The sequence below is a fragment of the uncultured Lawsonella sp. genome (assembly GCF_947252745.1).
Lineage (GTDB): Bacteria > Actinomycetota > Actinomycetes > Mycobacteriales > Mycobacteriaceae > Lawsonella.
The window spans coordinates 462,150-488,184 of record NZ_CAMXWW010000001.1; the positions used below are offsets into that span (position 1 = coordinate 462,150).

20 protein-coding genes and 1 pseudogene are annotated in these 26,035 nt (G+C 62.0%); 11 read left to right on the forward strand and 10 right to left on the reverse strand.

Going from position 1 to position 26,035, the window contains the following annotated elements; genetic code table 11:
- Positions 1-121: 121 nt before the first annotated feature.
- Positions 122-688 carry a cupin domain-containing protein gene (locus Q0X28_RS01955; protein ID WP_298575925.1) on the reverse strand — a complete coding sequence of 189 codons (567 nt, stop codon included), beginning with the start codon at positions 686-688 and terminating at the stop codon, positions 122-124.
- Between the two features lie 157 nt (positions 689-845).
- Between Q0X28_RS01955 and Q0X28_RS01960 the strand changes: the two genes are divergently transcribed.
- Entirely contained in the window at positions 846-2,705 is a 1,860-nt protein-coding gene (locus Q0X28_RS01960) for a phosphoenolpyruvate carboxykinase (GTP) (RefSeq protein WP_298575927.1), read from the forward strand.
- A 407-nt stretch (positions 2,706-3,112) separates the two neighbouring features.
- Here Q0X28_RS01960 and Q0X28_RS01965 read toward each other — a convergent pair whose 3' ends face one another.
- From Q0X28_RS01965 to coaBC, 4 genes are all read right to left on the reverse strand, one after another.
- Positions 3,113-4,702, reverse strand: a complete 1,590-nt coding sequence (locus tag Q0X28_RS01965) for a hypothetical protein (RefSeq protein WP_298575929.1) — start codon at positions 4,700-4,702, stop codon at positions 3,113-3,115.
- 520 nt (positions 4,703-5,222) lie between these two features.
- Complete coding sequence (panD, locus tag Q0X28_RS01970) at positions 5,223-5,630, reverse strand: aspartate 1-decarboxylase (protein WP_296239619.1); 408 nt, start codon at positions 5,628-5,630, stop codon at positions 5,223-5,225.
- 15 nt (positions 5,631-5,645) lie between these two features.
- Positions 5,646-6,533: a pantoate--beta-alanine ligase gene (gene panC / locus Q0X28_RS01975; RefSeq protein WP_298575930.1), complete on the reverse strand. Its 888-nt coding sequence runs from the start codon at positions 6,531-6,533 to the stop codon at positions 5,646-5,648.
- Positions 6,534-6,602: 69 nt separating this feature from the next.
- Complete coding sequence (coaBC, locus tag Q0X28_RS01980; protein ID WP_298575931.1) at positions 6,603-7,886, reverse strand: bifunctional phosphopantothenoylcysteine decarboxylase/phosphopantothenate--cysteine ligase CoaBC; 1,284 nt, start codon at positions 7,884-7,886, stop codon at positions 6,603-6,605.
- A 99-nt stretch (positions 7,887-7,985) separates the two neighbouring features.
- On the opposite strand from coaBC, the gene panB reads away from it, so the two are divergent.
- A complete protein-coding gene (panB, locus tag Q0X28_RS01985) occupies positions 7,986-8,786 on the forward strand; it encodes a 3-methyl-2-oxobutanoate hydroxymethyltransferase (protein ID WP_298575932.1) in 801 nt (266 codons plus the stop codon).
- Here panB and Q0X28_RS01990 read toward each other — a convergent pair.
- Positions 8,783-10,762, reverse strand: a complete 1,980-nt coding sequence (locus Q0X28_RS01990; protein WP_298575933.1) for a ribonucleoside triphosphate reductase — start codon at positions 10,760-10,762, stop codon at positions 8,783-8,785. The two genes, panB and Q0X28_RS01990, sit on opposite strands and share 4 nt — an antisense overlap.
- A gap of 416 nt (positions 10,763-11,178) precedes the next feature.
- Between Q0X28_RS01990 and Q0X28_RS01995 the strand changes: the two genes are divergently transcribed.
- A complete protein-coding gene (locus Q0X28_RS01995) occupies positions 11,179-12,462 on the forward strand; it encodes a lipase family protein (RefSeq protein ID WP_298575934.1) in 1,284 nt (427 codons plus the stop codon).
- Between the two features lie 60 nt (positions 12,463-12,522).
- Here the strand turns inward: Q0X28_RS01995 and Q0X28_RS02000 are convergent, their stop codons facing one another.
- Entirely contained in the window at positions 12,523-13,368 is an 846-nt protein-coding gene (locus tag Q0X28_RS02000) for a hypothetical protein (protein ID WP_298575935.1), read from the reverse strand.
- Positions 13,369-13,705: 337 nt separating this feature from the next.
- Between Q0X28_RS02000 and Q0X28_RS02005 the strand changes: the two genes are divergently transcribed.
- From Q0X28_RS02005 to Q0X28_RS02035, 7 genes are all read left to right on the forward strand, one after another.
- A complete protein-coding gene (locus Q0X28_RS02005) occupies positions 13,706-14,977 on the forward strand; it encodes a GDSL-type esterase/lipase family protein (RefSeq protein ID WP_298575936.1) in 1,272 nt (423 codons plus the stop codon).
- A 208-nt stretch (positions 14,978-15,185) separates the two neighbouring features.
- Positions 15,186-16,163 carry a GDSL-type esterase/lipase family protein gene (locus Q0X28_RS02010; protein ID WP_298575937.1) on the forward strand — a complete coding sequence of 326 codons (978 nt, stop codon included), beginning with the start codon at positions 15,186-15,188 and terminating at the stop codon, positions 16,161-16,163.
- 39 nt (positions 16,164-16,202) lie between these two features.
- Complete coding sequence (locus tag Q0X28_RS02015; RefSeq protein WP_298575938.1) at positions 16,203-17,900, forward strand: ABC transporter substrate-binding protein; 1,698 nt, start codon at positions 16,203-16,205, stop codon at positions 17,898-17,900.
- A gap of 3 nt (positions 17,901-17,903) precedes the next feature.
- A complete protein-coding gene (locus tag Q0X28_RS02020) occupies positions 17,904-18,830 on the forward strand; it encodes an ABC transporter permease (protein ID WP_298575939.1) in 927 nt (308 codons plus the stop codon).
- Positions 18,823-19,869, forward strand: a complete 1,047-nt coding sequence (locus Q0X28_RS02025) for an ABC transporter permease (protein ID WP_298575940.1) — start codon at positions 18,823-18,825, stop codon at positions 19,867-19,869. Before Q0X28_RS02020 ends, Q0X28_RS02025 begins: the two co-directional genes overlap by 8 nt.
- Positions 19,870-19,873: 4 nt before the next feature.
- The gene (locus Q0X28_RS02030; protein ID WP_298575941.1) at positions 19,874-21,592 is read left to right on the forward strand and encodes an ABC transporter ATP-binding protein; all 1,719 of its coding nucleotides are present in this window, start codon (positions 19,874-19,876) and stop codon (positions 21,590-21,592) included.
- 91 nt (positions 21,593-21,683) lie between these two features.
- Positions 21,684-22,151, forward strand: a complete 468-nt coding sequence (locus Q0X28_RS02035) for a hypothetical protein (protein ID WP_298575943.1) — start codon at positions 21,684-21,686, stop codon at positions 22,149-22,151.
- Positions 22,152-22,300: 149 nt separating this feature from the next.
- Here the strand turns inward: Q0X28_RS02035 and Q0X28_RS02040 are convergent, their stop codons facing one another.
- On the reverse strand, positions 22,301-22,861 hold the full coding sequence (locus Q0X28_RS02040) for an AMP-binding enzyme (RefSeq protein WP_367270666.1): 561 nt from the start codon (positions 22,859-22,861) through the stop codon (positions 22,301-22,303).
- A pseudogene (locus Q0X28_RS02045) lies at positions 22,862-23,605 on the reverse strand (AMP-binding protein); the annotation flags it as partial.
- Positions 23,606-23,623: 18 nt separating this feature from the next.
- Between Q0X28_RS02045 and Q0X28_RS02050 the strand changes: the two are divergent.
- The gene (locus Q0X28_RS02050; protein WP_298575945.1) at positions 23,624-23,827 is read left to right on the forward strand and encodes a hypothetical protein; all 204 of its coding nucleotides are present in this window, start codon (positions 23,624-23,626) and stop codon (positions 23,825-23,827) included.
- Positions 23,828-24,175: 348 nt separating this feature from the next.
- On the opposite strand, the gene Q0X28_RS02055 is transcribed toward Q0X28_RS02050, so the two are convergent.
- Entirely contained in the window at positions 24,176-25,900 is a 1,725-nt protein-coding gene (locus Q0X28_RS02055; RefSeq protein ID WP_298575947.1) for an FAD-dependent oxidoreductase, read from the reverse strand.
- Between the last annotated feature and the right edge of the window lie 135 nt (positions 25,901-26,035).

The following is a 26,035-nucleotide window of genomic DNA, read 5'->3' on the forward strand; positions in this document are numbered from 1 at the left end:
CCTCGGCCACACTGTCGCCGGGTGAGTGCGTCTCTGCGTCTGTGTGTACTGCGTTAATGTGTGCTGCGGTTTCAACGCACCGCTTCTTAGGTGTACTGCGTCTTAGATGTGCCGCGCGCGGCTAGCTTTCGTTGTGCGGCAGCAGCATCGTCACCGTAAGGATCGAATCCTCGTGTGCCTCCACGGAATGCCGCAGCATCGGCGTGAGATGGATGATGCGCCCCGGCACCAATTCCACATCCTCCCCCTTCACATGGAAGGTGACGCGTCCCTTCAACACCTGAATGAGGACGGGGTGACGGGCAGCGTGTTCCTGGAGGGTTTGGCCAGCGGCAAAGGCAAATCCCACGACCTTGTCGCTACTGGTGTTAAGCACCTTGAAGGTGCGGGGGCGGGTGAGGAAAGGCTGCACGTCGGGCTGGAATTGCTCGCCGAGGGTATAGGTGCCGTCATCGGAGCCGGCATCGGGGTGGTCTGCGTCGAGCGGGGTGACGCCTTCGGGGAACTCTTGGGGAGCGTTGCCTGCGACACTATTGACTGCAACGTTGCTGGAGGATGCCGCGGTGCCAGGGGTGTCGTCGACGGGAGCGAGGTTGGCGGGGATGGGGTGAGGTGTCGTCATATCCAGTGCAACACGGGAGAATCCGTCACCTTTCCCAGAAATGAGCTTTTGTGGTGAAGGTCTCATTTGTGCTGGTCTGCGCCCAACATAATTCGCCAGTTTAGTTAGGTTAGGCTACCCTAATTAATACCGGTTGGAGAAAGACCCACGAGCTCCCCTTCCCCGCGAAGCACCGCCCGCTGGACGCTCTGCCGACATCACCCCCAACCCACAAGGAAGCCCCATGAGCACCCTAAACGACATCCTCACCGAGGGTGGCATCACCAACCCGAAAGTCCACGAATTCGTTGAAGAGTGGGCCGCTATCACCACGCCCGCCAAGGTAGAAGTCATCTCCGCTGCAGACGACGACCGCCTTCTCGCCGACGCCCTCGCCGACGGCGAAATCTTCGACGCCGGCAAAGACCTCTACTACTCGCGCAGCTACTACAAGGACACCGCCCGCTCCGAAGAACGCACCGTCGTCGCCACCCACAACGAAACAGATAAGGGCGCCTACAACAACTGGCGGGACGCCGCCGAGATCACCGAACGCCAGAAGAAGTACATGGCCGGAGCCTCCGCAGGCAAGACCATGTACGTGGTGCCCTACCTCATGTCCCCCGCCGGCAACCCCCTGGAAGCCTGGGCACGCGGCGTCGAACTCACCGACTCCCGCACCGTCGCCATCCACATGATTCGCATGGCTCGCGTCGACGCCGCCTACGTCAACGACCTCGACGACGACAACCAGTTCGTCCACGCCGTGCATGTCACCGGCGACCTCCCCAACCTAGGCCAAGGCACCGAGGACGACGAGCGCCTCTTCGCCACTGTCGCCGACGAACGCACCATCCTCCACTACGGCTCCTCCTACGGCGGCAACGCCCTCCTCGGCAAGATCGCCCACGGCCTCCGCCTGGCCTGCTACGACGGCTGGGCCTCCGGCAAATTCCTGGCCGAACAGTTCATGCTCATCGGCATCCGCGACAAGGAAACCGGCCGCACCTACCACATCTGCGGCGGCTTCCCCTCCGCCTCCGGCAAGACCAACCTGGCCATGATGCTCGCCCCCGACGCCCTGGGCGACCGCTTCACCGTCGACTTCTACGGTGACGACATTGTCTGGCTGTGGGTCAACCCAGAGGACGGCAAACTCTACGGCATGAACCCCGAGTACGGCGCCTTCGGTGTCGCTAAGGACACCAACCAGACCACCAACCCCACCGCCGTCGCCGCCATCGCCGAGGGCACCAAGACCCTCTTCACCAACGTCGCCTACAACCCCATGACCAAGGACGTCTGGTTCGAGGGCAAGACTCCCGACTACCCGGAGGACGTCACCGGCTGGCTCGACTGGAAGGGCAACCCCATCGCCGACCGCCCGGTGGAACACCAGCGCTCCGGCAAGCCCGGCGACGAATGGGCCCACCCCAACAGCCGCTTCACCACCACCCTGGCGAACGTCCCCAATGTTGCCGGCGACTTTGAAGACCCGGCCGGTGTGCCCATCGACGCCATCATCTTCGGTGGCCGCTGCCGCGACCGCGAGCCGCTCATTCGCGCCTTCACTGACCTGGCCGAGGGAGTCTACGACGGCCTCACCCTTGGTGCGGAAGCTACCTTCGCCGCAGAGGGCAAGGAGGGCCAGCTGCGCTACGACCCCATGTCCATGCGCCCCTTCATGGCCTACCCCGAGGGCGACTACGCCCAACACTGGCTGAACATCCTGGGCGAGGTACAGGATATGCCGATCTTCGCCCACGTCAACTGGTTCCAGCGGGATAAGGAAGACGGCCACTACCTGTGGCCGGGCTACCGAGACAACCTGCGCGCTCTGTTGTGGCTGATGGACCTGAAGGACGGCCGTGTAGAGGGTGTGGAGTCCCCCGTCGGCACCATTCCCGCCAAGGATGAGCTGCTGCTGGACGGCCTCGACATCGCCGAAAAGGATCTGGATACCGTGCTCTCTATTGACCTGCCGCGCTGGCAGCAGGAGATGGAGCTGCGCAAGGAACACCTGGAGTCCCTGCCGAATATGCCGCAGGAAATTTGGGATGCTCACAATGCGGTGGCAGCCCGCATCGATGACGCTGCCAAGTAAAGACGCCCCCAGTGGCAGGCTCTGCCCTGCCAGCGGCGGACCCGATGTCACCCGCCGTGGCTCATCTGTCCCCTACAAGTAACACCTGTGGTAATGGAACAGCACCATCCCACGTTGGTCTGTTCCCCCACCGCGAGTGAGATTGGACAGAAGAAGACCCGCCTCCGAGTTGTTCATTCGGGGCGGGTCTTCTTTTATGGTCACTCCGGGAGATTCTCCAACGATCTCTCTCCGGTGTGTTCACCAAGGAAGTGCGACTACCGATGCCGGGGTGTGTGGGACAGGAACGTTCCCACACTAGAGCGGAACCCACACGCTGGGACACCCGCGGGGAAGGGACCACAGTGGGGTGCCCTCAGCGTTATGAAGGTGGCATCGACGACGTGGCGCTCGCGAGTTGCCGTGTGCTAGGCAGCCAGGCCGTAATCGCTCGGTCGTGCTGGGCTGGCGGCTAGTGACATGGCTGCCTGAGCACGGAGGGCTACAGGAGCACCCTTCTTTCCTTTCTTGGCGTTCTTCTTCGCGTGGGAAGAAGCTTGTGCGGACGTGTTGGCAGCCTTCTTGCCAGCGGCTTTCTTTGTACTCTTGGTACTCTTGGTACTCTTGGCGCCCTTGGCGTTCTTGTTGGCAGCCTTCTTGCCCTTGTTCTTGTTTTTACCCTTGGCCTTGGCCTTGGACTTGTCCTGACCTGCGGCTGCGGCTTCTTCCTTCTGCTTCTTTGTCTGGTTGACGGCTTCGTACTGCGGTCCGCGGTTGGTGTTACCGGAGACGGCGTAGATGAACATTCCGAAGAGGAACACAGCCAGCGCTGCCAGCATCCACGGCAGAGTTGCCAGCGGGATGGTGATAAGGGCGATGGGTCCGATGATAGCCAGGCTGATGATGAAGGCGAAGAGCCAGATTGCAGCAGTGAGGAGGAACAGGCCGGCGATGAACAGCCACGGAGCAAGGATCATCATGAGGCCGAAGAACACACCCACCAACAGGAGCCCGGAGGCCATCAGCACGATGACGCCGAAGACCACGAGGGCAACACCCAGGAGGCGGGCCACCACGGCGAGGGCGGCGAGCACAATCGGGGTGAAGTTGAGGGGGATGGGGATGATCGGCAGGGTAAACACGAAGGACAACCCTGCGAACAGATCGACCACACCGGCGGCGAGCAGGGCGCCGAAGACGATCATGGAGATACCTGCGCCCACTGCCAACAGCCAGGTTGTGCCGGACAGGATGACCAGCGCAATGCCGTTAAGGAAGGCGACGGGTAGGGCCACGATACCGAAGAATACTGCTCCGGTGAGCAGCAGTGCGGTGACCGGCAGGACTAGAGAAAAGGCGATAAAGACAGCAGCTGCCAGACCGGTGATGGGTCCGAGGACGAGGCCGGTAAGGGCGACGAAGACGGAGGCGGTCCGGAGGATGCGGTAGTAATCGTTCTTCCAGTAGCGGCTGTGACGCATGCCTTCGATGATGTCGTAGACCATTTCACCCAGGACGGGGACGCGGGATGCGGATTCTGCGACGACCGCCCACATTCCGTCAATGTCCTCGCCGAGGTTCTTGATGAACTCGGGCGCGTTGGTCAGAGGGGTGTTGTCCTTCCGGGTATCAACAACGCCGGTAAGGGCGACGAGCTGTCCGTGGTGGGCAGTCGAGGCTGCGGTGGTGATGGTGCCCTGCGCTCCGTGGGAGAGGATGTCCCGGCCGGCGAGAAGCAGGCTGGAGTGGAGGAAGGACAGGATGTCTTGGCTGGAGGGTATATGGCTGGCGGGCTGGGCCGGGGCATTGAGCTGCATACGTGCATCCCGTCCGGGGCTGGATGTTAGCGCGCTGCCGAGGTTGTTCGGCGCAGTCACCTGGACGTCACTGGTGGTGACGATGTCGTGTGCACTGCTGGGGAGTGATGGGGTGGGCGCGTCTGCCGCTTGGGCGGCTCCTACTCCTAGTCCACAGGCCAGTGCCAAGAAACTGGCTGCGACTCCCAAAGCGTGTTTCAAGATATCATTTCAATTCTGACTAGTTGACTTATGTTTAGTGGTCACATCACATGTTCCTGTGATGCTAGAAAAGACAATACGAGGACGAATGTCCAAAAGCCAGGTTCTTTCCTAAGTTTTTTTAAGGATGAGAGAGAAATTTGTTACCACTCCGCTCTGTCCTGCATGTTTTTTATTTTCTCACTCATTAAAAACACTCAGTAGCGGAGTTTTTGTTGCCATTATTTATTGTCGTTTCCACCCCGACTTGCACTCCTATATTTGTTAAGTTTACGCTGATTTCGCACAAGACAAAGGGCGCTTTCCTGCTGCGGGAAAGTGCCCTCTAACTATGTCGTGAACAATGTGGCGAGTCTCTCACCATACAAATTGTAGAGAGTTCCTCATATCTATAGTGTAGGCACCATTTTGGGGGACACTGCACACAGGTAATGTAGAGATACACGCAAAAAGGCCCCGGTGATAACACCGGGGCTCTCATTCTTCAGTCAGCTCACAAACGTCGCGCAGGACACCTCATCTAGCCGCGCGGATCGAGCAACCCCGACCCCTCCGGCACACCAGCAGGATCGGAGCCCTCCTCCAGAATCTGGTTCTTCTCATCCACAAAGATGACCTTCGGCTGGTAACTCCGCGCTTCCTCCTCATCCATCAGCCCGTAGCCAATGAGGATCACCATGTCCCCCGGGTGGATAAGGTGGGCGGCAGCACCATTGATAGAGATAATGCCGGAACCCCGCTCCCCCGCAATGCAATAGGTGGACAGGCGGTTACCGTTAGCGATGTCAACAATGTCCACCTTCTCGCCTTCCCACAGGTCAGCAGCCTCCAGGAGGGCAACGTCAATCGTGCACGAACCCACATAGTGCAGGTCCGCCTGGGTGACGGTGGCGCGGTGGATCTTGGATTTCAGCATGGTTCGGAACATGGTAGTGGCACATCCTTAGTAGTCCCAGGGCTGGAGCATCAGTCCCATGTTGTCGATCAGTCGGGTGGTGCCGACCCTGGCAGCCAGCAGCAGACGGGCAGCTACCGTGGCGTCGGCGTAATCGCCCAGTGGTTGCAGGCCGGCGTCGCGAATCTCAATGTAGTCGACGTCGATCTGCGGATACTGGGCTAGGTGGGTGCGGGTGGCGTCAACCACCTCGCGGGGGGTGGCTCCGCCCTCGGCGGCAGCAACGCCAGCACGCAGGCTGGCGGAGAGCTGCTGGGCCAGCGCGTGTTCCTCGGCGGAGAGGTAGCGGTTGCGGGAGCTGAGGGCGAGGCCGCTCTCCTCCCGGCGGATGGGGACGGGGTGCAGGGTAATAGGCAGGTTGAGGTCCTCCACCATCTGCTTGAGGAGGACGAGCTGCTGGTAGTCCTTTTCTCCAAAGAACGCGTGGTTGGCGCGGGAGATACCGAAGAGTTTGGCGCACACGGTGAGGGCACCGGCGAAGTGGCCGGGGCGGGTGGCGCCTTCAAGTTCAGTGGCGAGGGGGCCGGGGTTGACGGTGCTGCGGTACCCGTGCGGGTACATGTCGTTAGCGGTGGGGGCGAAGGCGACATCGACGCCTTCGGCGGCCAGGAGGTCGAGGTCCGCGGAGAGGGTGCGGGGGTAGGAGTCGAGGTCTTCGGTGGGCCCGAATTGGAGGGGGTTGACGAAGATGCTGACGATGACAGTGGCGTTGGGAAGCTCTTTCGCGGCACGGACGAGCTGCATATGTCCATCGTGGAGGGCACCCATGGTTGGGACCAACGCGATGGAGCGGCCGTCGGCGCGGAGCTGGTCCGTGAGGACGCTGAGGTCGCTAGGGGTGGTACATACGTGCAGGGACGTGTTGTCGCTAGTCACTCTTTAATTATGAGCTCACCTTTGCGGAAAGCCAATTGGCGAAGTATGCCCAGCCTGCCTTCTCTTCTCTTAGGACTCGCGGGTGACCAGGAGGGTGCTCAGTTGGTCGAGGATGCGCATGGCGACGCCACGTTTAGACATGCGCGGGATGGGGGTTTCGGCGCCGTCACGCCCCAACAGCCAGCCGGCGTTGGTGGGCTGGCCGAAGGTGGTGTCGAACCCCACCTCGTTGACCATGAGCAGGTGGCAGCCTTTGCGGGCGAATTTCTCGCGGCCCAGCTGGAGCACCGAGTGGTCGAGGTCGCCGGTTTCGGCGGCGAAGCCGACGGTGGTGAGCTGCGGGTAGCGGGTAACGATGTTCGCCAGAATGTCGGGATTGCGGGTGAGGGCGATGCTGCTGGGTTCGCTGCTGGTGCCCTTTTTGAGTTTGGTGTCTGCGGTGGTGGTGGGGCGGAAGTCGGCGACGGCGGCGGCCATGATGACGGCATCGACGGGCTGGGTGTCGAGGAGGCCAGTGAGGGTGTGGTGGAGGTCGAGGGCGCTGGTGACGGGTTCCACGTGCACGCCGGCGGGGAGGTAGGGGAGGTCGTGGGCACCTAGGAGGAGGGTGACGTGGGCGCCTCGTTGGGCGGCGCAGGCGGCGAGGGCGGCGCCTTGTTGGCCGGAGGAGTTGTTGCCCAGGTAGCGCACCGGGTCGAGGGCTTCGCGAGTGCCGCCGGCGGTGACGATGAGGTGACGACCGGTGAGGTCGCGGGGCATGGCGGTGACGGGTGCGGGCGCGGCGGCGGGTGAGCCTGCGGCGGCCAACTCTTGTTCTTCGAGGAGGGCGATGGCCATGTCGGCAATCTCTTGGGGTTCGGGTAGGCGCCCGGCGCCGGAGTCGGGGCCCGTCAACCTCCCCACTGCTGGCTCCATCACCGTGTAGCCGTGCTCGCGGAGGGTGGCGACATTGTGCTGGACGAGGCTGTTGTCCCACATTTGGGTGTGCATGGCGGGGGCGAGCAGTACCGGGCAGGTGGCCATGAGGAGAGTGGTGGTGAGCATGTCGTTGGCGGCCCCGGCGGCAATGCGGGAGAGCAGGTCCGCGGTGGTGGGGACGACGACCACCAGGTCCGCGGTGGCGCCGACGGAGACGTGCCGCACCTGGGGGATGCCGGTGAAGACGCTGGACGTTACGGGCTGCCCGGTGAGGGCTTCTAGGGTGGCGGTGCCGATGAACTTTTCGGCGGCGGCGGTGGGGATGGCGGTGACGGTGTGCCCGGCTTTGGTGAACTCGCGGATGACCATGCAGGCTTTGTAGGCGGCAATGCCGCCGCCGACGCCCACCACAATGTTCTTCCCTGCTTGTGCCATAACGCCTATTCTAGGCTGCTTGCCGCCTGCCTCCTGGGTTGTTGCGTATTTGTGAGGTCTCAGCTGCCCTTTGTGGGGGGAGGTGGCAGACTTGTCAGTATGCAGACACGCGTTTTGGACCTTGCTCAATGGAAGATTGATGGCCACAAGTGGGCCATGTTGACTGCTTACGACTACTCCACTGCCCGCGCTTTCGCCGCCGCCGACATTCCGGTGTTGTTGGTGGGCGATTCGGCCGCGAATGTGGTGTACGGCTACGACACCACCACCCAGGTGAGTTTGGATGAGATGATCTTTTTGACGCGCGGCGTGGTGCGGGGTGCGCCGAAGGCTCTGGTGGTGGCTGATATGCCCTTCGGTACCTATGAGGCGTCCGACGAACAGGCTATCCTCTCCGCCACCCGCATGATGCGCGATTCGGGGGCGCAGATGGTGAAGCTTGAAGGCGGCGTGCGGATGGCGAGCCGGATCCGCGCGCTGGTGAACGCGGGTATTCCGGTGATGGCCCATATTGGGTTTACGCCGCAGTCCGTGCATGCCCTGGGCGGGTTTAAGGTACAGGGGCGGGGTGACGCTGCCGCCCGATTGTTGGCGGATGCGCGTGCCGTGCAGGAGGCGGGGGCCAGCGCGGTGGTGTTGGAGATGGTGCCGGCGGAGGTGGCGAAGGAGGCAACGGAGACGCTGGCTATTCCGACGGTGGGGATTGGGGCTGGCCCGGATACGGATGCGCAGGTATTGGTGTGGTATGACGCTATGGCGGTGCCACAGGATGGCCGTCGCCCTCGTTTTGTGAAGGTATTTGCTGAGGTGGGAGCAGAGATGACGGCAGCTGCTCGCGCCTACCGGGAAGAGGTGGAGGCGGGCACGTTCCCGGCGGCGGAGCACTGCTTCAACGGTTAGCCTCGGTCGTTGGCGGTGGCCATACGGTCGCCGGGGAGGGAGGAAACGGCGCGCGGTGCGGCGACGGGGGAATGCAGGGCGACGCCTTCCCGGAAGCTCTTGCGTTCCTTCTGCTCGGACTGCTTGCCTTTATTGAAGGATTTCACGGGGCGGAAGTAACCCATGACGCGGGTCCACACTTCACACTCCACCGGTTCCCATTCGGCTTCTAGCTGCTCGGCGGTCTTCTTCACTGGCTTGCCGGCGGCTTCGGCGGCGCGGGCGGCGGCAACTTCGGCGTCGTGGTCTGCCTGGCACTTGGGGCAGTATTGGTGTTCGCCGGAGATGTAGCCGTACTTGGGGCTGATGGAGAAGGTGGGGGTGATGGTGATGTAGGGGACGTGGAATGCGGTCAAGCTGCGGCGGACGAGTTCGCGGCAGGTCTTGGCGTCGCTCACGCGTTCGCCCATGTAGAGGTGGAGGACGGTGCCGCCGGTGTACATGGACTGGAGGTCCTCTTGCTGTTCGAGGGCTTCGAAGGGGTCATCGGTGTAGCCGACGGGGAGCATGGAGGAGTTGGTGTAGTAGGGGGCATCGGGGAAGCCGGCCTGCAGGATGTCGGGGAAGCGTTTCTTGTCTTCGCGGGCGAAGCGGTAGCAAGCACCCTCGGCGGGGGTGGCCTCCAGGTTGTAGAGGTGCCCGGTTTCTTCTTGGAAGTCAATGAGGCGGGCACGGATGTGGTCGAGCAGCTGGTAGGCCATTTCGTGGCCGGCGGGGGCGGCGATGTCGTCGTTGTCGTCGGTGAAGTTGCGCACCATTTCGTTGATGCCGTTGACGCCGATGGTGGAGAAGTGGTTGTCGAGGCTGGCGAGGTAGCGCTTGGTGTAGGGGTAGAGGCCGCGGTCGATGAGTTCGTTAACCTTGACGCGCTTCTTTTCCAGGGTGTCTTTGCCCAGTTCCATCAGTTCGTCGACGCGGGCGAGGAGGCCTTTCCAGTCCCCTTTGTGCTGGTAGCCTAGGCGGGCGCAGTTGAGGGTGACGACGCCGATGGAGCCGGTTTGTTCGGCGGATCCGAAGAGGCCGTTGCCGCGTTTGAGTAGTTCGCGGAGGTCGAGTTGGAGGCGGCAGCACATGGAGCGGATCATGCCGGGGTCGAGGTCGGAGTTGATGAAGTTTTGGAAGTAGGGCAGGCCGTATTTGGCTGTCATTTCAAACAGCGGCTCCATGATGGGGGCTTCCCAGTCGAAGTCTTTGCCGATGTTGTATGTGGGGATGGGGAAGGTGAAGACGCGTCCGTCGGCGTCACCTTCTGTCATGACCTCGATGAAGGCTTGGTTGATGAGGGTCATTTCCTCGTGGAGGTCGCCGTAGGTGAAGTCGACGGGTTCGCCGCCGATGAAGGGGACCTGCTTGGCGAGGTCTTCGGGGCATTGGAGGTCGAAGGTGAGGTTGGTGAAGGGGGTTTGGGTGCCCCAGCGGCTGGGGACGTTGAGGTTGAAGATGAGTTCCTGCATCTGCTGCTTGACCTCGTCGAAGGAGAGGTTGTCGAGGCGGACGAAGGGGGCCATGTAGGTGTCGAAGGAGCTGAAGGCCTGCGCACCGGCCCATTCATTTTGGAGGGTTCCCAGGAAGTTGACGATTTGCCCGCAGGCGGTGGAGAAGTGCTTGGGTGGGAGGGAGGCGACGGTGCCGGGGACGCCGTTGAAGCCTTCTTCGAGGAGTTGACGGAGGGACCAGCCAGCGCAGTAGCCGGCGAGCATGTCGAGGTCGTGGATGTGGATGGAGCCGTCGCGGTGGGCGGCGCCGGCTTCGGGGCTGAAGACGTTGCTGAGCCAGTAGTTGGCGACGACCTTACCGGAGGTATTGAGCATCATTCCGCCCAGGGAGTAGTCCTGGTTGGCGTTGGCGTTGACGCGCCAGTCGCTGCGGTCGAGGTATTCGTCGATGGTGGAGGTGACGTCGACGATGGGCCTGGTGGTGGGGTCGGTGTTCGCCATGGTGGTGTCCTTCTGTGTCCTGCGGTGTGTCATCTTCGGGGGTCTCACCCGGGGGAGGGCGCTAAGGATGCCCTTACATTCCCTGGTGGGTGCGCATGTCTAAAGCTACTAGGAAGGTGTGACACGTTTGTGCAGCATATTGCGGCACTATATTTCCTAACCACTAGATGTAGTGGCTTAATGGCGATTTTCTCAGGTTTTTCACAAAAACCGAGGACACTCGTTGTGGTGCGAAAAATCACAATCTCATTTTTTGTTTGGGCGTGTCGTGCGCGCACTACATGGGGTCAGTTCGCTAAGGACACTCGTGGCATTTCTCGGTACATATGGCTTAGCTCATCACCTCTTGTGAAAAGCCCGTAAAAAATGTGAACAGGATCACTTATTTATGGCGAAAAGATGACAGCATATACACCATGAACGTTGCACACCACCACCCACTGCGCCGCACCGGCGTGCTCATCGCCGGTGCCGCCCTCGTCGCCAGCACCACCACTGCCCTCACTCCCACCGCCTCCGCAGCACCCCAGCCCATCTGGGACGACTCCCCCACCCCCGCCTTCTACCAAACCACCCAAGCCCAACGAGGCATGAAGCACGGCACCCTCATCCGCTCCCAGCGGGTCTACGGCAATCCCGTACTGGGCAGCCACCGCGCCTACCGCACCGTCTTCGCCTCCCGCAACACCTTCAATAAGCCCATCACCGGCTCCGCCGCCGTCGTCCTCCCCACCAAGGTCAAGGCCGGCACCCCCATCGTCGTCATCAACGACATGATTAACTCCCTCGGCCGATCCTGCCAGCCCAGCTTCGCCCTCGACGCCAAACACGGCACCGTCTACGCCGAACACAACGAACGCGCCTACAAAGAAGCCCTCGGCTATCTGAAGCGCGGATGGGCCGTCATCCTCCCCGACTTCCTCGGCATGAACGGCGAATACGGCGCCAATATCATGAGCGGGCGCGTCATCCTGGATGCTGTTGACGCCGCCACCACTTCCACCGTCTTTGGCCTCCACACTTCCAAGGCTGTCCTCACCGGCTACTCCGGTGGTGGCATGGCCACCATGTACGCGGCCGCCCAGCAACCCTTCTACTCCCCCCACAGCCACATCATCGCGGCAGCCGCAGGCGGCACCCCCGTCGACTTACCCTGGATGGTCAACCTCTTCCAAAAACTCGGGGACATCCCCAACCCCGCCTTCGGCTATGCCACCGGCGTACTCATCGGCATGGAACGCGAATACGGCTCGCACCGCATGAACGTCTACGGGCGCATGACCCCCCTCGGGAAGAGCATCGTCCGAAAATCCCGCACCCTCTGCCACGACGAGATGCTGAAACTATCCGAAAACCAAACCCCCAAAACCATGTTCGGTGTGACGGACCTACTCTCTATGCAAGACCTAGTGAAGGTTGGCCGGGAGAACTCCCTCACCTACTACCGGCCCATCCCCACGATGCCCCTGTTCATCTACGGCGCCTACACCGACATCGGTGTACCGCTCAGCCTGATGCAGCGCGTCGTCATCCGCTACAAGAAAGCACGCCCCCAGCTTCCCATCGTGTTCGCACCCCAGATTGGCCCCAACCACATGGATGCCTTCCGCCAAGCCCAGCCGCTGGTCCAACGGTGGATGGCCGACCGCTTCGCAGGTAAACCCGCCCCCAACACAGCCATCGCCTTCCCAGAAGGGTGACGGGTCCCAGCACGCTCAGCCGCCTGCTGCGGGGGTTCCCTTCACCTAACCAGTACCACCTTAACCAGCCGGCACCACCGTGGCCTGAGCCTTCAATTTCGCACGCTCCTTCACCACCCATGAAGGGGTGCGGAAGAGCAGACTTTGGTAGTGAAATCCCCATTGTGGATCCATAATTAGCGGGAATGGGACTGGCGTAGTTGACCATGGCGCTTTATCCCCATAGCGCGCCTCGTCCCACCAGTAGATGGAGCACACTACCCCTTTCGGTAGTTTCACCCATGGATTATCACACTGCACCCGCGGCTCAACCCTCAGTGAGAGGGGCAATGTGTCCGACTGTCGCAACAGACGTATCCCGACCGCTGATCGATTGGACGCCAGTGCCCGAACACGTACTGGGCCGGTCAGACTGGTTGGATAGTCCGTTTTCAGTCTTACTCTATTGTCCTTGAGGTTCCGCCATGTCACCTGGTCGGGTATGAAATTCAGCAGAATCCTTTGATTGAGAAAAGGGTTCCTAAACAAGGTGGGATGAGGATCGTGTTCATCCTTAGTCCAGTAGAGAAAAGCTTCCTGAGGGTCAGGAGAAAGCACTGACAATGCATCCTCTAACTGATAGAAAACGGGGTCACCATGATCCTCCTGTAGGTCCTCAATAATCGTGTATCCAGAAATAGGTTCGATGCTGAGAAACCTACTATCAACTGAATTGATAGCCCAATACGGGTCACACCGTTCTGCTTCACTGAACTCTTCACCGTCATCCCCCATCTTCCCGCATTTCATAAGCTGCTGAAGGAAACTCTTTTTGTGGGGATAGATCGACGGCCCATCAGAATGAATCGAAGGATCCCACACCGCAGGGAAATACCCTTCAGGAATCCGAGGCTGGGGACTATTCACTGTCGGAGTCGATGTCGGCACAGTAAAGTCATACATCGGCCCAGCAGAACACGCCGTAAGGCCAGGTATACAGAGGGATAGGACCACAACAGTCCAGAGTGATTTATTCATTCGAGTTCCTCAATATTTTGTGATCTCACTGTTGAGGGGACATCGGTGTACATGAGGGGAGCGTGTCCGGGGGTATGCAGAGTGTATTCCGCTGATGACGCGCCCGTATAGTGTGTGACTATAGTTGGCGTGGGCGAGGTAGACGCTGCTTATTAGGGGGATACTGAGCAGGTTTTTCGCCACTTTCCTCTAGGATTGTCCAATAAGGAAAGAAAGGACGATCAGCATGCTCCGAAAGGCCTCTAGTCTAGCCCTCGGTTCTCTGCTGGCGGTGGGCCTCACAGTGACTATTTCGCCGGCAGGTTTTGCCGACCCTGCACTCGCTGCTGCCCCCTCAGCTTCTCAGTCGGCGGTGCCTGCTGCCCTGATTGCTGCTGCGCACCAACGCCCTGCGGCTGATGATGCGCAGGCTCCGGGTGGTAATGCGCTGGATATTGACTTCGATGCTTTTACGAAGCCGCTTGATGAGCCGAACTATGTGGCTATTGGGGATTCGTATTCCATCGCATCCTTTGCCCTCACCACCATCTGGGAGCCGTGTTTCCGTAACCTGTTGGATTACCCGCATCTCACTTCCGCGCAGACGGGGTTGCCGCTGGTGGAGCCGGCCTGTATTGGCGGTAGTGGTACCGGCTACTGGTATTCGTCGAAGATGAAGGGTACCGATGTGGCGGTGAAAGTGCCGTATCGGGAGCTGCTGAATAAGCAGACCAAGCTGGTGACTATCAACCTGGGTTTGAATGACATCATGCTGGCGTACGACAAGAAGTTGGTGCGCGAGTGCTTCGACGCTACCTACCACAGCAGCGATCGGGACCATAGCGCGTGCGCGGCGAAGGTGGAGAAGCAGTTCCGTCCTCTCATTAAGATCCTGCCGAAGGTGCTGGAGGGCGTTTATAAGGATGCCAAGACGCGCATTGCGAAGGATGGCATGGTGGTGGCCGTCGGCTATGTCGAGATGTTTGACGGCGACAACCTGTGCTGGGATAACGGGTTTATTGGCCCGGCTGACCGTGCCTACATCAACTCGGTGTTTAAGCGGGTGAACCGGGCGGTGCGTATTGCTGCCCGTAAAGCCCGTGTGGCCCAGTACATTCCAGGCGACTATCAGACGGCGGTGACGTCGACGTGCGGTGTTCCTTTCCTACGTTGGTCCAGCTTTACCGGTTTGCCGGAGTTGGCGTACCCCCTGCATCCAACGTTTGCGGGTGCCGTCATGACGTCCCGTGCACTGAGCTCCATGTATTTAGCGAAGCACCCGTACAACGTTCGCCCCACCACGGTAGAGCCTGCTTCCGAGGATAGTGACGAGTCCACCACGCCGACCACCCAGGCGGAGCCTAAGGCTGCACCAGCTAGCAAGGCCACACCATCAAGCAAGGCCACACCATCAAGCAAGGCTGCACCGTCAGCTACGGTGACGTCCTTGCCCAAAGCAACCGCCACGGCGAAGGCCTCCGACACGCCTTCAACTCCAACCATGGAACCGGCCGCCTAACGTGCGTTTGCCGCCGGCACACAGTGCTGGTACCGCCCCTCAGAAGTGCAGAACAAGGACTCTGCGGTGCAAGCCGCAGGCTCCTCTATCTATGTCAGCCCCCTACCACCACGTAGAATTGGTGGATAACAATCTGCAATGCCGCTCCGAGCGGTCCCTCGTGAACCCTCGTGCCAGCGCATAAAGCCACCTAGAAAGAATGCCTAAGATGAAGCCTTCACGACTTATCGCCGGCCTGACCACCAGTACCATCCTCGTCGGTAGCCTCGCCCTCGCACCGCACGCTCTCGCTGAACCCACCACCCCCACCCCCAAGCCAACCCCCGAACCCAACGCGGCACCCGCCAGCCCCTACAGCTACGCGGCCATCGGGGACTCCGCCACCGTCGGAGGATCCTGGTTCGCCCCCATGGGAGATCTGTGTGGCCGTAACCGTACGGACTACCCCAACGTCCTGGCCTCCAACACTGGCCTGCAGCTGAATGAAACCGCCTGCTACAACGCCACCACCCAGAACTACCAGTGGATACGCCCTGCCGGCATCCTCAACTCCCCCAACCCGCCGCAGGTTAAGGCCATCGACAAGAACACCCGGATGGTCACCATCCAGCTGGGCTTGCGCGACATTGTGGGCGACGGCACGAACTCGCTGCTCACCAAATGCGTCAGTAAGTGGGGCAAGCAGTACACCAGCATGGTCAGCGGCCAGCCCACGGAACTCACCGGCAGCCCCTGCCGCGACGCCTACGGCACTACCACTATGAAGAAGTTTGATGGCCTGCAAGCCCGCCTGGCTGCCATCTACGCCAACGCCAAGGCCCGCACCACCAGCGACACCCTCGTGGTTGCGGTCGGCTACGCCCCGCTGTTTAACGGCACCAAGAATTGCTGGGAGGGGCAGCTGATTCCGGCCCGCGACCGCCAGTTCTACAACGACATCTACCGCAAGCTCAACCGCACGATCCGCCAGGCCGCCCGCCAGGCTGGGGTTCCCTCCTTCGTCCCCTCTAAGGACTTGGGTATCCGCTCCAGCTGCGGCGTTCCCGGTTTGCGCTTCACCAGCCTCACCGGCCTGCCGGAGGCCTCCTATCCGATGGGCCCCACTGTTGCTGGCCAGGCACACATCGCTGTCACTCTTGAGCAGATGTGGAAGGACTGGACGAGCACCCACTCGTCGCTGAAGTAGCGTTCCTCCACCGTCACCCACCTAAGGACCCTGGCCACCATGGACCACGCCACCCCCTCCACAGGCACCACCCCCTCCTCGGCCACCCGCCCCCGACGGCTTCCCCGTGCCCTCCTCGCCGGCACCAGCGCCCTCCTCCTGGTCGGAAGCCTCGCCACCCTTACCGGCTGCGGCGGCGGAGGAGACACCACCCCGCCCGGCGTCATCCGCGTCTACGGGTCCGAACCCCAACACCCCCTCATCCCCACCAACACCAACGAAACCGGCGGTGGCGACATCCTCCGCTACCTCTTCACCGGCCTCATCCAATACGACAACGACGGCAAAATGGAGATGGCACACGCCAAATCCATCACCGCCAACAGCAACTCCACCCAATTCACCATCACCCTGAAGCCCGGCTGGACCTTCAGCAACGGCGAACCCGTCACCGCACAAAGCTATGTGGACGCCTGGAACTACGGGGCCTGCGGCAAAAACCTCCAGCTCAACCAAAGCTTCTTCAGCACCATCGAGGGCTACAAAGACGTCATCCCCGCCAACAACACCAACTGCCACATGCGGGGCCTCACCGTCACCAGCCCACTCAGCTTCACCGTCACCCTCAACCAGCCCGAAGCCGGCTTCCCCCTCCGCCTGGGCCACACCCCCTACATGCCGCTCCCCCGCGTCGCCTACCAGGACATGAAAGCCTTCGGCGAACACCCCATCGGCAACGGCCCCTACAAACTCATCGACGGCACCGCCTGGCTCCACAACGACCGGGTCATGACGGAAGTCAACCCCACCTTCAAAGGCGACCCCAAAACCCGCAACAAAGGCATCTGGTGGATCTTCTACACCAACCCCGACACCGCCTACGCGGACCTCCTCGGCGGCATGCTCGACACCGTCGGCAGCACCGTCGGCCCCACCGCCCTCCCCAACTTCCAAACCGACTTCCCCCACAGCAACAGCAACAAACCCACCGCCAGCTCCACCGCCTTCGTTATCCCCGAATGGCTCCCCCACTTCAAGGGCGAAGAAGGCCGCCTCCGCCGCGCCGCCATCTCCATGTCCATCAACCGGCCGCTCATCACAGAGAAAATCTTCTTCGGCACCCGCACCCCCGCCAAAGAATTCACCTCCCCCACCCTAGGCGATGTGGACCTTGACGTGCCCGGCAACAGCGTCCTCACCTACAACCCCACAAAAGCCCGCCAACTGTGGAAACAAGCCAACACCATCAGCCGCTGGAGCGGCACCTTCCACATCGGCTATAACGCTGACGGCGGCCACCAGCAGTGGGTCGACGCAGTCTGCAACAACCTCCACCAGACCCTCGGAATCGCCGCCCACGGCAAGGCCTACCCCACCTTCAAACAACTCCGCGACGAAATCACCCAACGCACCATCAAAATAGCCTTCCGCTCCGGCTGGTCCGGCGACTACCCCTCCGTCTACAACTTCCTCGAACCCCTCTACGTGACGGGCGCCTCCTCCAACGACGGCGACTATTCCTCCCCCGCGTTCGACATGCTCATCTCCCAAGCCGCTGCCTCGTCCTCCGTCACCGAATCGAAGAAGTTCTACCGCAAAGCCCAAGCCATCCTCATGCGGGACCTCCCCGCCATCCCCCTCTGGTACCCCAACGCCTCCACCGCCTGGAACCCGGAGCTGCGGAACGTCCACATCATGTGGAACGGCTACCCCAACTACACGCTCATCGAGAAGCCCACACCTGCCAAGGAGAACTAACACATGGGCTGGTACATCGTTAAACGGATAGGGCAGATGCTCCCTGTCTTCTTCGGCGCCACCTTCCTGATCTACGCCATGGTGTTCCTCACCCCCGGCGACCCCGTGGCAGCCCTCGCAGGTGACAAACCCCTCACCCCCGAACTCGTTGACGCACTCCGCAACCAATACCACCTGAACGACCCCTTCATCGTCCAATACGGGCTCTACCTCAAAGGCATCTTCACCGGAGACTTCGGCACCACCTTCAGCGGCCGCCCCGTCATCGACGAAATCTCCCGCGCCTTCCCCATCACCGTAAAACTCGCCCTCATGGCGCTCGTCATCGAAACCGTCTTCGGCATCGGCTTCGGCGTTATTGCCGGCCTCAAAAAAGGCGGCTGTTTCGACTCCACCCTCCTGGTGGTCTCCCTCGTCATCATCGCCGTCCCCACCTTCGTCCTCGGCTTCGTCGCCCGCTTCCTCTTTGGCATCAAATGGGGCATCGTCCCACCCACCGTCGGAGGCAACCCCAGCTTCGTCAACCTCCTGCTACCCGCCTTCGTGCTGGGGTTGGTGTCCTTCGCCTACGTCCTCCGCCTCACCCGCTCCAGCATTTCTGAGGTGATGGAGGCGGACTATGTGCGTACCGCCACCGCCAAAGGCCTCAGCCGGCCCACTGTGGTGGTTCGCCACATCCTGCGCAACTCGCTGATCCCCGTCGTCACCTTCATCGGCACCGACCTGGCCGGCCTTATGGGCGGCGCCATCATCACTGAAGGCATCTTCAACGTGCCCGGTATTGGTGGCCTGGTCTACCGGGCAGTCATGCTCGGCGAGGCCCCCACCGTAGTGTCCATCGTCACCCTGCTCGTCATTATCTACATGGTGGCCAACCTGCTGATCGACCTCCTCTATGCCGCCCTCGACCCGAGGATCCGCTATGCCTAAACACCCCAACAACCCCACTGCCAAGCTCACCACCAATGCCGGCCAGCCCGACATCGCAGTGAACCAGCCCACCGGTAACCCAGCCGGGCGCATCACCGAGCTCACCACCAGCAACCCGCAGGAAAACTCCGCAAACACCTTTGTGGCAGAAATCGACCAGCTCGAACCCGACACCCCACCCGCCGGCATGTGGATGGAAGCCTGGCGTCGCCTCCGCGTCCGCCCCCTCTTCTGGATCTCCGTCACCATCATCCTCCTGGTCCTCCTCGTCGCCGCCTTCCCGGGCCTCTTCACACACGTCGACCCCGCCGAAGGCAACCTCCTCAACTCACTCGAAGGCGCCCAACCCGGCCACCCCTTCGGCTTCACCCAACAGGGCTACGACGTGTACGCCCGCGTCATCTACGGCGCCCGCGCCTCCGTCGTCGTCGGCATCTCCGTCACCCTCCTCGTCACCCTCATCGGCATCCTCATGGGAGCCCTCGCCGGCTACTACGGCGGCTTCCTCGACTCGCTCCTCAGCCGCATCACTGACATTTTCTTCGCCATCCCCCTCCTGCTCGCCGGCATCGTCCTCATGCAGCTCTTCCCGCAACGCACCATTGGAACCGTCATCCTCGTCCTCTCCGTCTTCGGCTGGTCACAGATGGCCCGAGTGGTGCGCGGCGCCGTAATCACCGCGAAGAATAACGACTACGTGCTGGCCGCCCGAGCAATCGGAAAATCCCGCCTCTCTATCCTCTTCACGCACGTCCTCCCCAACTGCCTGGCCCCCATCATCGTCATGGCCACTACCTCCCTGGGCGTCTTCATCGTCGCCGAGGCCACCCTCTCCTTCCTCGGTATCGGCCTGCCCACCACCACTATCAGCTGGGGCAACGACATCTCCGTCGCCCAGCAAACACTCCGCCAAGCCCCGCTCACCCTCTTCTGGCCCTCCCTCGCCCTCGCTCTCACCGTGCTCGGCTTCATCCTGCTGGGTGATGCGCTGAAGGACGCCCTGGACCCGAAGGAACAACGCCGCGGACGGAAGGGATAACACCATGACAGACCGCACGCCCAGCAGCACCAACACCGCTCCCGTTTCCAGCAGCAGCGCCCCAGCAGCTACCACCGCCCCAGCTACCACCGCCCCCGCGGGCGAGCCACTCCTCGAGGTGAAAAACCTCAACATCGCCTTCGGCTCCATCAAAAACCCCAAGCCCACCGTCCACGACGTCAACTTCCAGATCTACCCCGGCGAAACCGTCGCCATCGTCGGCGAATCCGGCTCCGGCAAATCCACCACCGCCCACGCCATCATCGGCCTCCTCCCCGGCAGCGGCCACGTCACCAGCGGCTCCATCACCTTCAAAGGTGACGAACTGGTCGGCGCCAGCAGCAAAAAAATGACGTCCCTCCGCGGCAGCCACATCGGCCTGGTCCCCCAAGACCCCATGACCAACCTCAACCCGGTGTGGACCATCGGCCGGCAAATCACCGAAGCACTCGCCGCCAACAACATCGCCAAAGGCTCCGCCGCCACAAAACGCGCCTGCGAACTACTGGCCGAAGCCGGCATACCCAACCCGGAGACCCACCTTAAGCAGTACCCGCACGAGTTCTCCGGCGGCATGTGCCAGCGCGCCCTCATCGCCATCGGCCTACACGCCCGCCCCGACCTCCTCATCGCCGACGAACCCACCTCCGCCCTCGACGTCACCGTCCAGAAGCAGATCCTCGACCACCTCCAAGGCCTCATCGAGAACCTCGACACCGCCGTCCTCCTCATCACCCACGACCTCGGCCTCGCCGCCGAACGCGCCAGCCGCGTCATCGTCATGCAGCACGGACACATCGTCGAACAAGGCCCCTCGCGGCAGATCCTCACCAACCCGCAGCACCCCTACACCAAGCAACTCATCGCCGCCGCCCCCAGCCTGGCAGCCCACCGCTCCGAAACCCGTCACCAGCGGGCCGTCGACGGCGGCCTCACCCTCCTCGAGGTAAAAGGCGTCACCAAGCGCTTCCTGCTGCCCAACTCTCGCCCCTGGGAAAAAAACTACTTCACCGCCGTCGACAACGTGGACCTGGCTATCCGCCAAATGCACACCACCGCGATCGTCGGTGAATCCGGCTCCGGAAAATCCACCCTCGCCAAAATGATGCTAGGTCTCTTGGAACCCACCGAAGGCGACGTCACCTACGAGGGCAAATCCATCCGCAAGCTGCACCGCGACGACGAGCTGAGCTTCCGCAAACGCGTCCAGCCCGTCTTCCAAAACCCCTACGGCACCCTCGACCCCATGTGGTCTGTTTTCAACATCATCGAAGAACCCCTCAAAGTGCACCACCTGGGCGACAAGAAAACCCGCGCCCGGCGCGTCAGCGAGATCCTCGACCGGGTTGCCCTCCCCCAATCCATGCTGCGCCGCTATCCCATGGAACTGTCCGGCGGCCAACAGCAGCGCGTCGCCATTGCCCGCGCCCTCGTGCTGGAGCCGGAACTCATCATCTGTGACGAGGCCGTCTCTGCCCTGGACGTACTGGTGCAGGCGCAGATCCTGGAGCTGCTCAACGATCTCCAGCGGGACCTCGGCCTCACCTACGTGTTCATCACCCACGACCTGGCTGTGGTGAAGCAGATCGCCGACGACGTGGTGGTGATGCGTGACGGCGCCATTGTGGAGCGCGGGGAGACGGACGAACTGTTCGCTCACCCGCAGCAGGAGTACACGCAGCGGCTGCTGGACGCCATCCCCGGCGCGAAGATCCTCGGTTAGGTTGCGGTGCCGTACCGCTAGCGGAGAATTCACTTGTCCCCGCTAGTCGCACTGCTGGCTGCTGCTATTGGTGCGGAGTAACGTCAACAATATGAAGAATCGTCGCTTTGCAGCTGCCGGCCTCGTTGCCGTGGCCGCCGCTGCCATTCTTACCGGTTGTCAATCCTCCTCCTCGACCGACGCCACCAGCAGCAGCTCCAGCTCCAGCGCCGCCTCTACCGCCACCCCAACGACCCCCACACACATCCCGCTCCCCGCCTCTGCCCTGGAGAACGGCGTCACTCACAACTGTGGTGCCGTCGAAGGGCAGGGCACGCTGTTCATCAAGGAAAGCACCCTGCCCTGTATGGAAGCGAAGGGCATCATCAACATCTACCTCAACGACCCCAGTGTGCCGCACGAGGGTGAGGCCAGCGTCGCCAAATTGGGCGACTGGACGTGTTCCACCAGTATCCCCTCGGTTGCCGCCAGTGACGGCTTCGCGCTCTCCTGCACCCGTGGTGCCGACCCGGAGATCATTGTTATCCCCGCGAAGCCCATCGACGCCCCCGCGCAGTAGCCCTGCCACGCAGCAGTGTTGCCGCGCAGTTGCTTAGCTGCACAGCGACAGCAGTCGTGCCGGTGGCCGCACACAGCAGCAGCGAGAGCAACAGCGGCGACAGCGGCCAGCCACTCAGCCGGTCGAGTATCGAGTATGGCTAACCGCGCCTAGAACGCGCCGCGGTTAGCGCGCTCGTCACGGATGCGGTCCACAATGCCCGGATCCACCAGGGTAGACAGGCCGCCCAGCGGCTTATCGGTCTCCAACGCCCGCACCACCCGGCGCATAATCTTGCCAGAACGGGTGCGCGGCAGGTCGCCCACAAAGTAAATGCGGGCCGGCTTGGCGATGGGGGAAATCTGCTGGGAGACACTATCCATCAGGTCGGCGGCCAGTTTCTCGGCATCCTCCCTGCCCTCCAGCAGGTGGTTGGAGCGGCCGCGCACCACCACGTAGGCCACCACAACCTCGCCCTTGCTCTCGTCGGGAACACCAATGACGGCAGTTTCCGCCACATCGTAGGCGCTGCCGATCACGGACTCGATCTCGGCGGTGGACAGCCGATGCCCAGCCACGTTAATAACATCGTCGGCGCGGCCAAGAATCCAAATGTCGCCGTCCTCGTCCCGCTTCGCGCGGTCGCCAGTTGCGTAGTAGCCCTTGTTGGCAAACTGCTTGAAGTAGGCGCGGTAGAAGCGGCCTTCGTCGCCCCACACACCGCGCAGCATACTGGGCCACGGGTGGGTAATGACAAGGAAGCCTTCTTCCCCGTTGGGCACTTCTTCTCCCTGCTCGTCGACGATGGCGACGGCGATGCCATCGACTGGTTGCTGGGCGGAGCCGGCTTTCAGCGGCTTGTAGCGCCAAAGGGGGCGGATGGCGTGGGAGCCGGTTTCGGTCTGCGACCAGGTGTCGACAACGGGGGTGGTGCCGCTGGTGTAGAGCAGGAACAGCGGGTGTTCGGCGGGCATGGGGCGGTAGCGGTGGGTGGCGGATTGGGGGTCGACGACGTCGTGCCACCAAAAGTCGCGGCCGTCCTCCATGGGGGTGTCTTGGCCGGTGCGCTTCACGACCAGCACGGATTCCACCTGTAGCTCGCCGTCTTCGTCCTCAGCTGAGGTGCTGAGGGCGTCGTCAACGATGGTTTTGAGGGCAAGGGGTTTGCCGCTGCGGAATTGGCCGTCGGAGGTGATGACGATGCGGGCACCGGAGTCGATGAGGCGCTGGCGGAGTGCCGGGGCGCTGAAGCCGCCGAAGACGACGGTGTGAATGATGCCGAGGCGGGCGCAGGCCAGCATGGCGATGACGGCTTCGGGGATGCCGGGCAGGTAGATGGCAGCGCGGTCGCCGGTGCGGAGACCCAGGGTGGTCAGGTAGTTGGCGGCTTTGCACACGTCGTCGAGGAGTTCACGGTAGGTGATGTCGCGGGTGTCGTTGGGGTCTTCGCCGATCCAGTGGTAGGCGATGACATCTCCGCGGCCGGCGTCGACGTGGCGGTCGAGGCAGTTGGCGGCGGCGTTGAGGGTGCCGCCGTCGAACCAGCGGGCGCGGGGGGCGTCGCTTCAGTCGAGGGCGGTGGTCCAGGGGGTGTCCCAGTCAAGGTCTTGGGCGGCTGTTTCCCAGTATTCGACAATGTCGTCATCGGTGGTGATGACGTTGTGGTCGAGCCGGGTGACGGGGGCGGCAGGGTCTAGGTGCTACTCACTGGGGTTGTGGGGAGTAGCTGCCTGTTCGGTGGAGGACATTCTCTGTCACCTCCTGTGTGTTTGGCGGTGTATATGGTGTAGAACAGTGGGGCGCGCTGGGTTATTCCGTGGTATTCCGCATGTACAGTTTTTCGTGGGTGGCTGGGATACTCCGTGCCTTAATTGCTTTAATGCGGCAAGGTGGCCTGCGGTGCTGGTGCACTGCAGGCCACCTTGTGGTGCGCGATGACGCGGGTGATGGTGCCCTCGCCCCTGCTGGCTGTACCGGTTGGCGGTCAGCTGTACTAGTCGGCTGTGCCGGTTGGCTGTATTAGGGGCGAGGTTGCCCTTGTGTGGTTAGTGGGCAACCATCTCGATGCCGGCCTTTTCGGCGATGGTGTTGGCGGCGACGTGGCCGAACACCAGGGCTGCACCGATGGAGGTGCCGCCGGCGGTGTAGGTGTGGCCGACGATGGACTTGGTGGTGTTACCGGCGGCGTAGAGGCCTTCGATAACGGAGCCGTCTTCGCGGGTCACTTCTGCTTTGGGGTTGATGACGAGGCCGCCGGAGGTTCCGATGTCACCGGGGTAGACCTGGGTGGCGTAGAAGGGGCCCTTCTCCACGGTGCCCAGGGACGGGTTGGGCTTGTGGTAGCGGTCGCCGTAGAACCAGTCGTGTTCGTTTTCGCCACGGTGGAAGTCTTCGTCGATGCCGGTCTTGGCGTAGCCGTTGAAGGTGTTGACGGTCTTCTTCAACTGGTCGACCGGCACGTTGATCTTGCTGGCTAGTTCTTCCAGGGTGTTGGCCTTGACCATGGCGCCGGTCTTGAAGAATTCCTTCGGCAGCGGGATGCGCGGCATGTAGCCGTAGGCGAAGGCGTACTTGTTGCGGCACTGGGTGTCGAAGATGAGCCAGGCGGGCATGTTGTCGGCGGGGCCGTCACCCTTACCGAACTTGCCACCGTAGAGGCCTTGGCCGGCGGTGCAGTACGGCAGGGCTTCGTTCATGAAGCGGTTGCCGTCGCTGTTGACGATGATGGTGTGGGGGACGGAGCGGTCGGGGACAATGAAGCGTTCTTCGTCGTCGACGACGATGACGGTCCACATCTTGGCCTTGGGCAGCTGGATGACGGGCGACCAGATGGCGTCTGCCATGTTGTCGATGGCGGCGCCGTACTTGAGGCCGATATTGATGCCGTCACCGGTGTTGCCTTCGGCGCCCACGGTCCAGGTACCGTTGATGGGGTGACGCTGGTACTTCTTGCGCATTTCATCGTTGCGTTCGAAGCCGCCGCAGCCCAGGATGACACCGTTCTTGGCGTTGACGGCGATCTCCTTGCCGTTCTGTTCGAAGACGGCGCCGGTGACCTTGTTTCCGGTCATGACGACGTCCTTGAGGGCGGTTTCCATCTGTACGTCGACGCCGGCGCGCAGGCAGGAGTGCATGATGGAGGCGGTGAGGCCGGCACCCATGGTGCGGGGAGTCTTGCCGAAGACGATGTTGGGGATGTTGCGGAGGGCCAGTTTGGCGATACGCAGGTAAGGCTTCCAGTGCGACATGAAGAGCAGGATGTCGGCGGAGTCGAAGGAGTTGAGGTCCATCGGGATGGCTGGCTTGAAGTAGGCGCTGACCTGGTTGTCCTTCCACTTGCCGAGGAGGTTGGCGTCGAAGGGGCCGGCTTCTACGCCGCGGCCGGTGGGCTGGGCGCCGGGGGCGTCGAGCCAGTAGTCGGGGTAGCCGTCCATGCGGCGCCAGATGAGGCCGGGGCAGTTCGCGGAGAGGAAGTCCATGGCTTTCTCACCGTTGTCCAGGAAGGAGTCGATCATTTCGTCGGAGGTGCAGTCGCCGACGCAGGCCTTCAGGTATTGGCGTCCGAGTTCCTTATTGTCGTTGCCGCCCACGCGCTGGAGCTGCTTGTTACCGGGAACCCACACCATGCCTGCGGACTTGGCGGTGGAGCCGCCCCACTTGTCGGTTTTTTCGGCAAGGAGGACTTTGAATCCGCGCTTGGCGGCGGTAAGCGCTGCGCTGAGGCCTGCTGCGCCGGATCCAACTACGACGACGTCATAATCTTTATCCATGCAATATCACAACCTTTGTGTGAGAGCAGGGGAAAGCCTGCTCGGTTAATGAGCCACTACCGGCAACTATACGGGCAGTTGTTGGGCAGTAGGAGGGAATGAAAAACTATTTTGGGCACCACTAGCGTGAGGTGT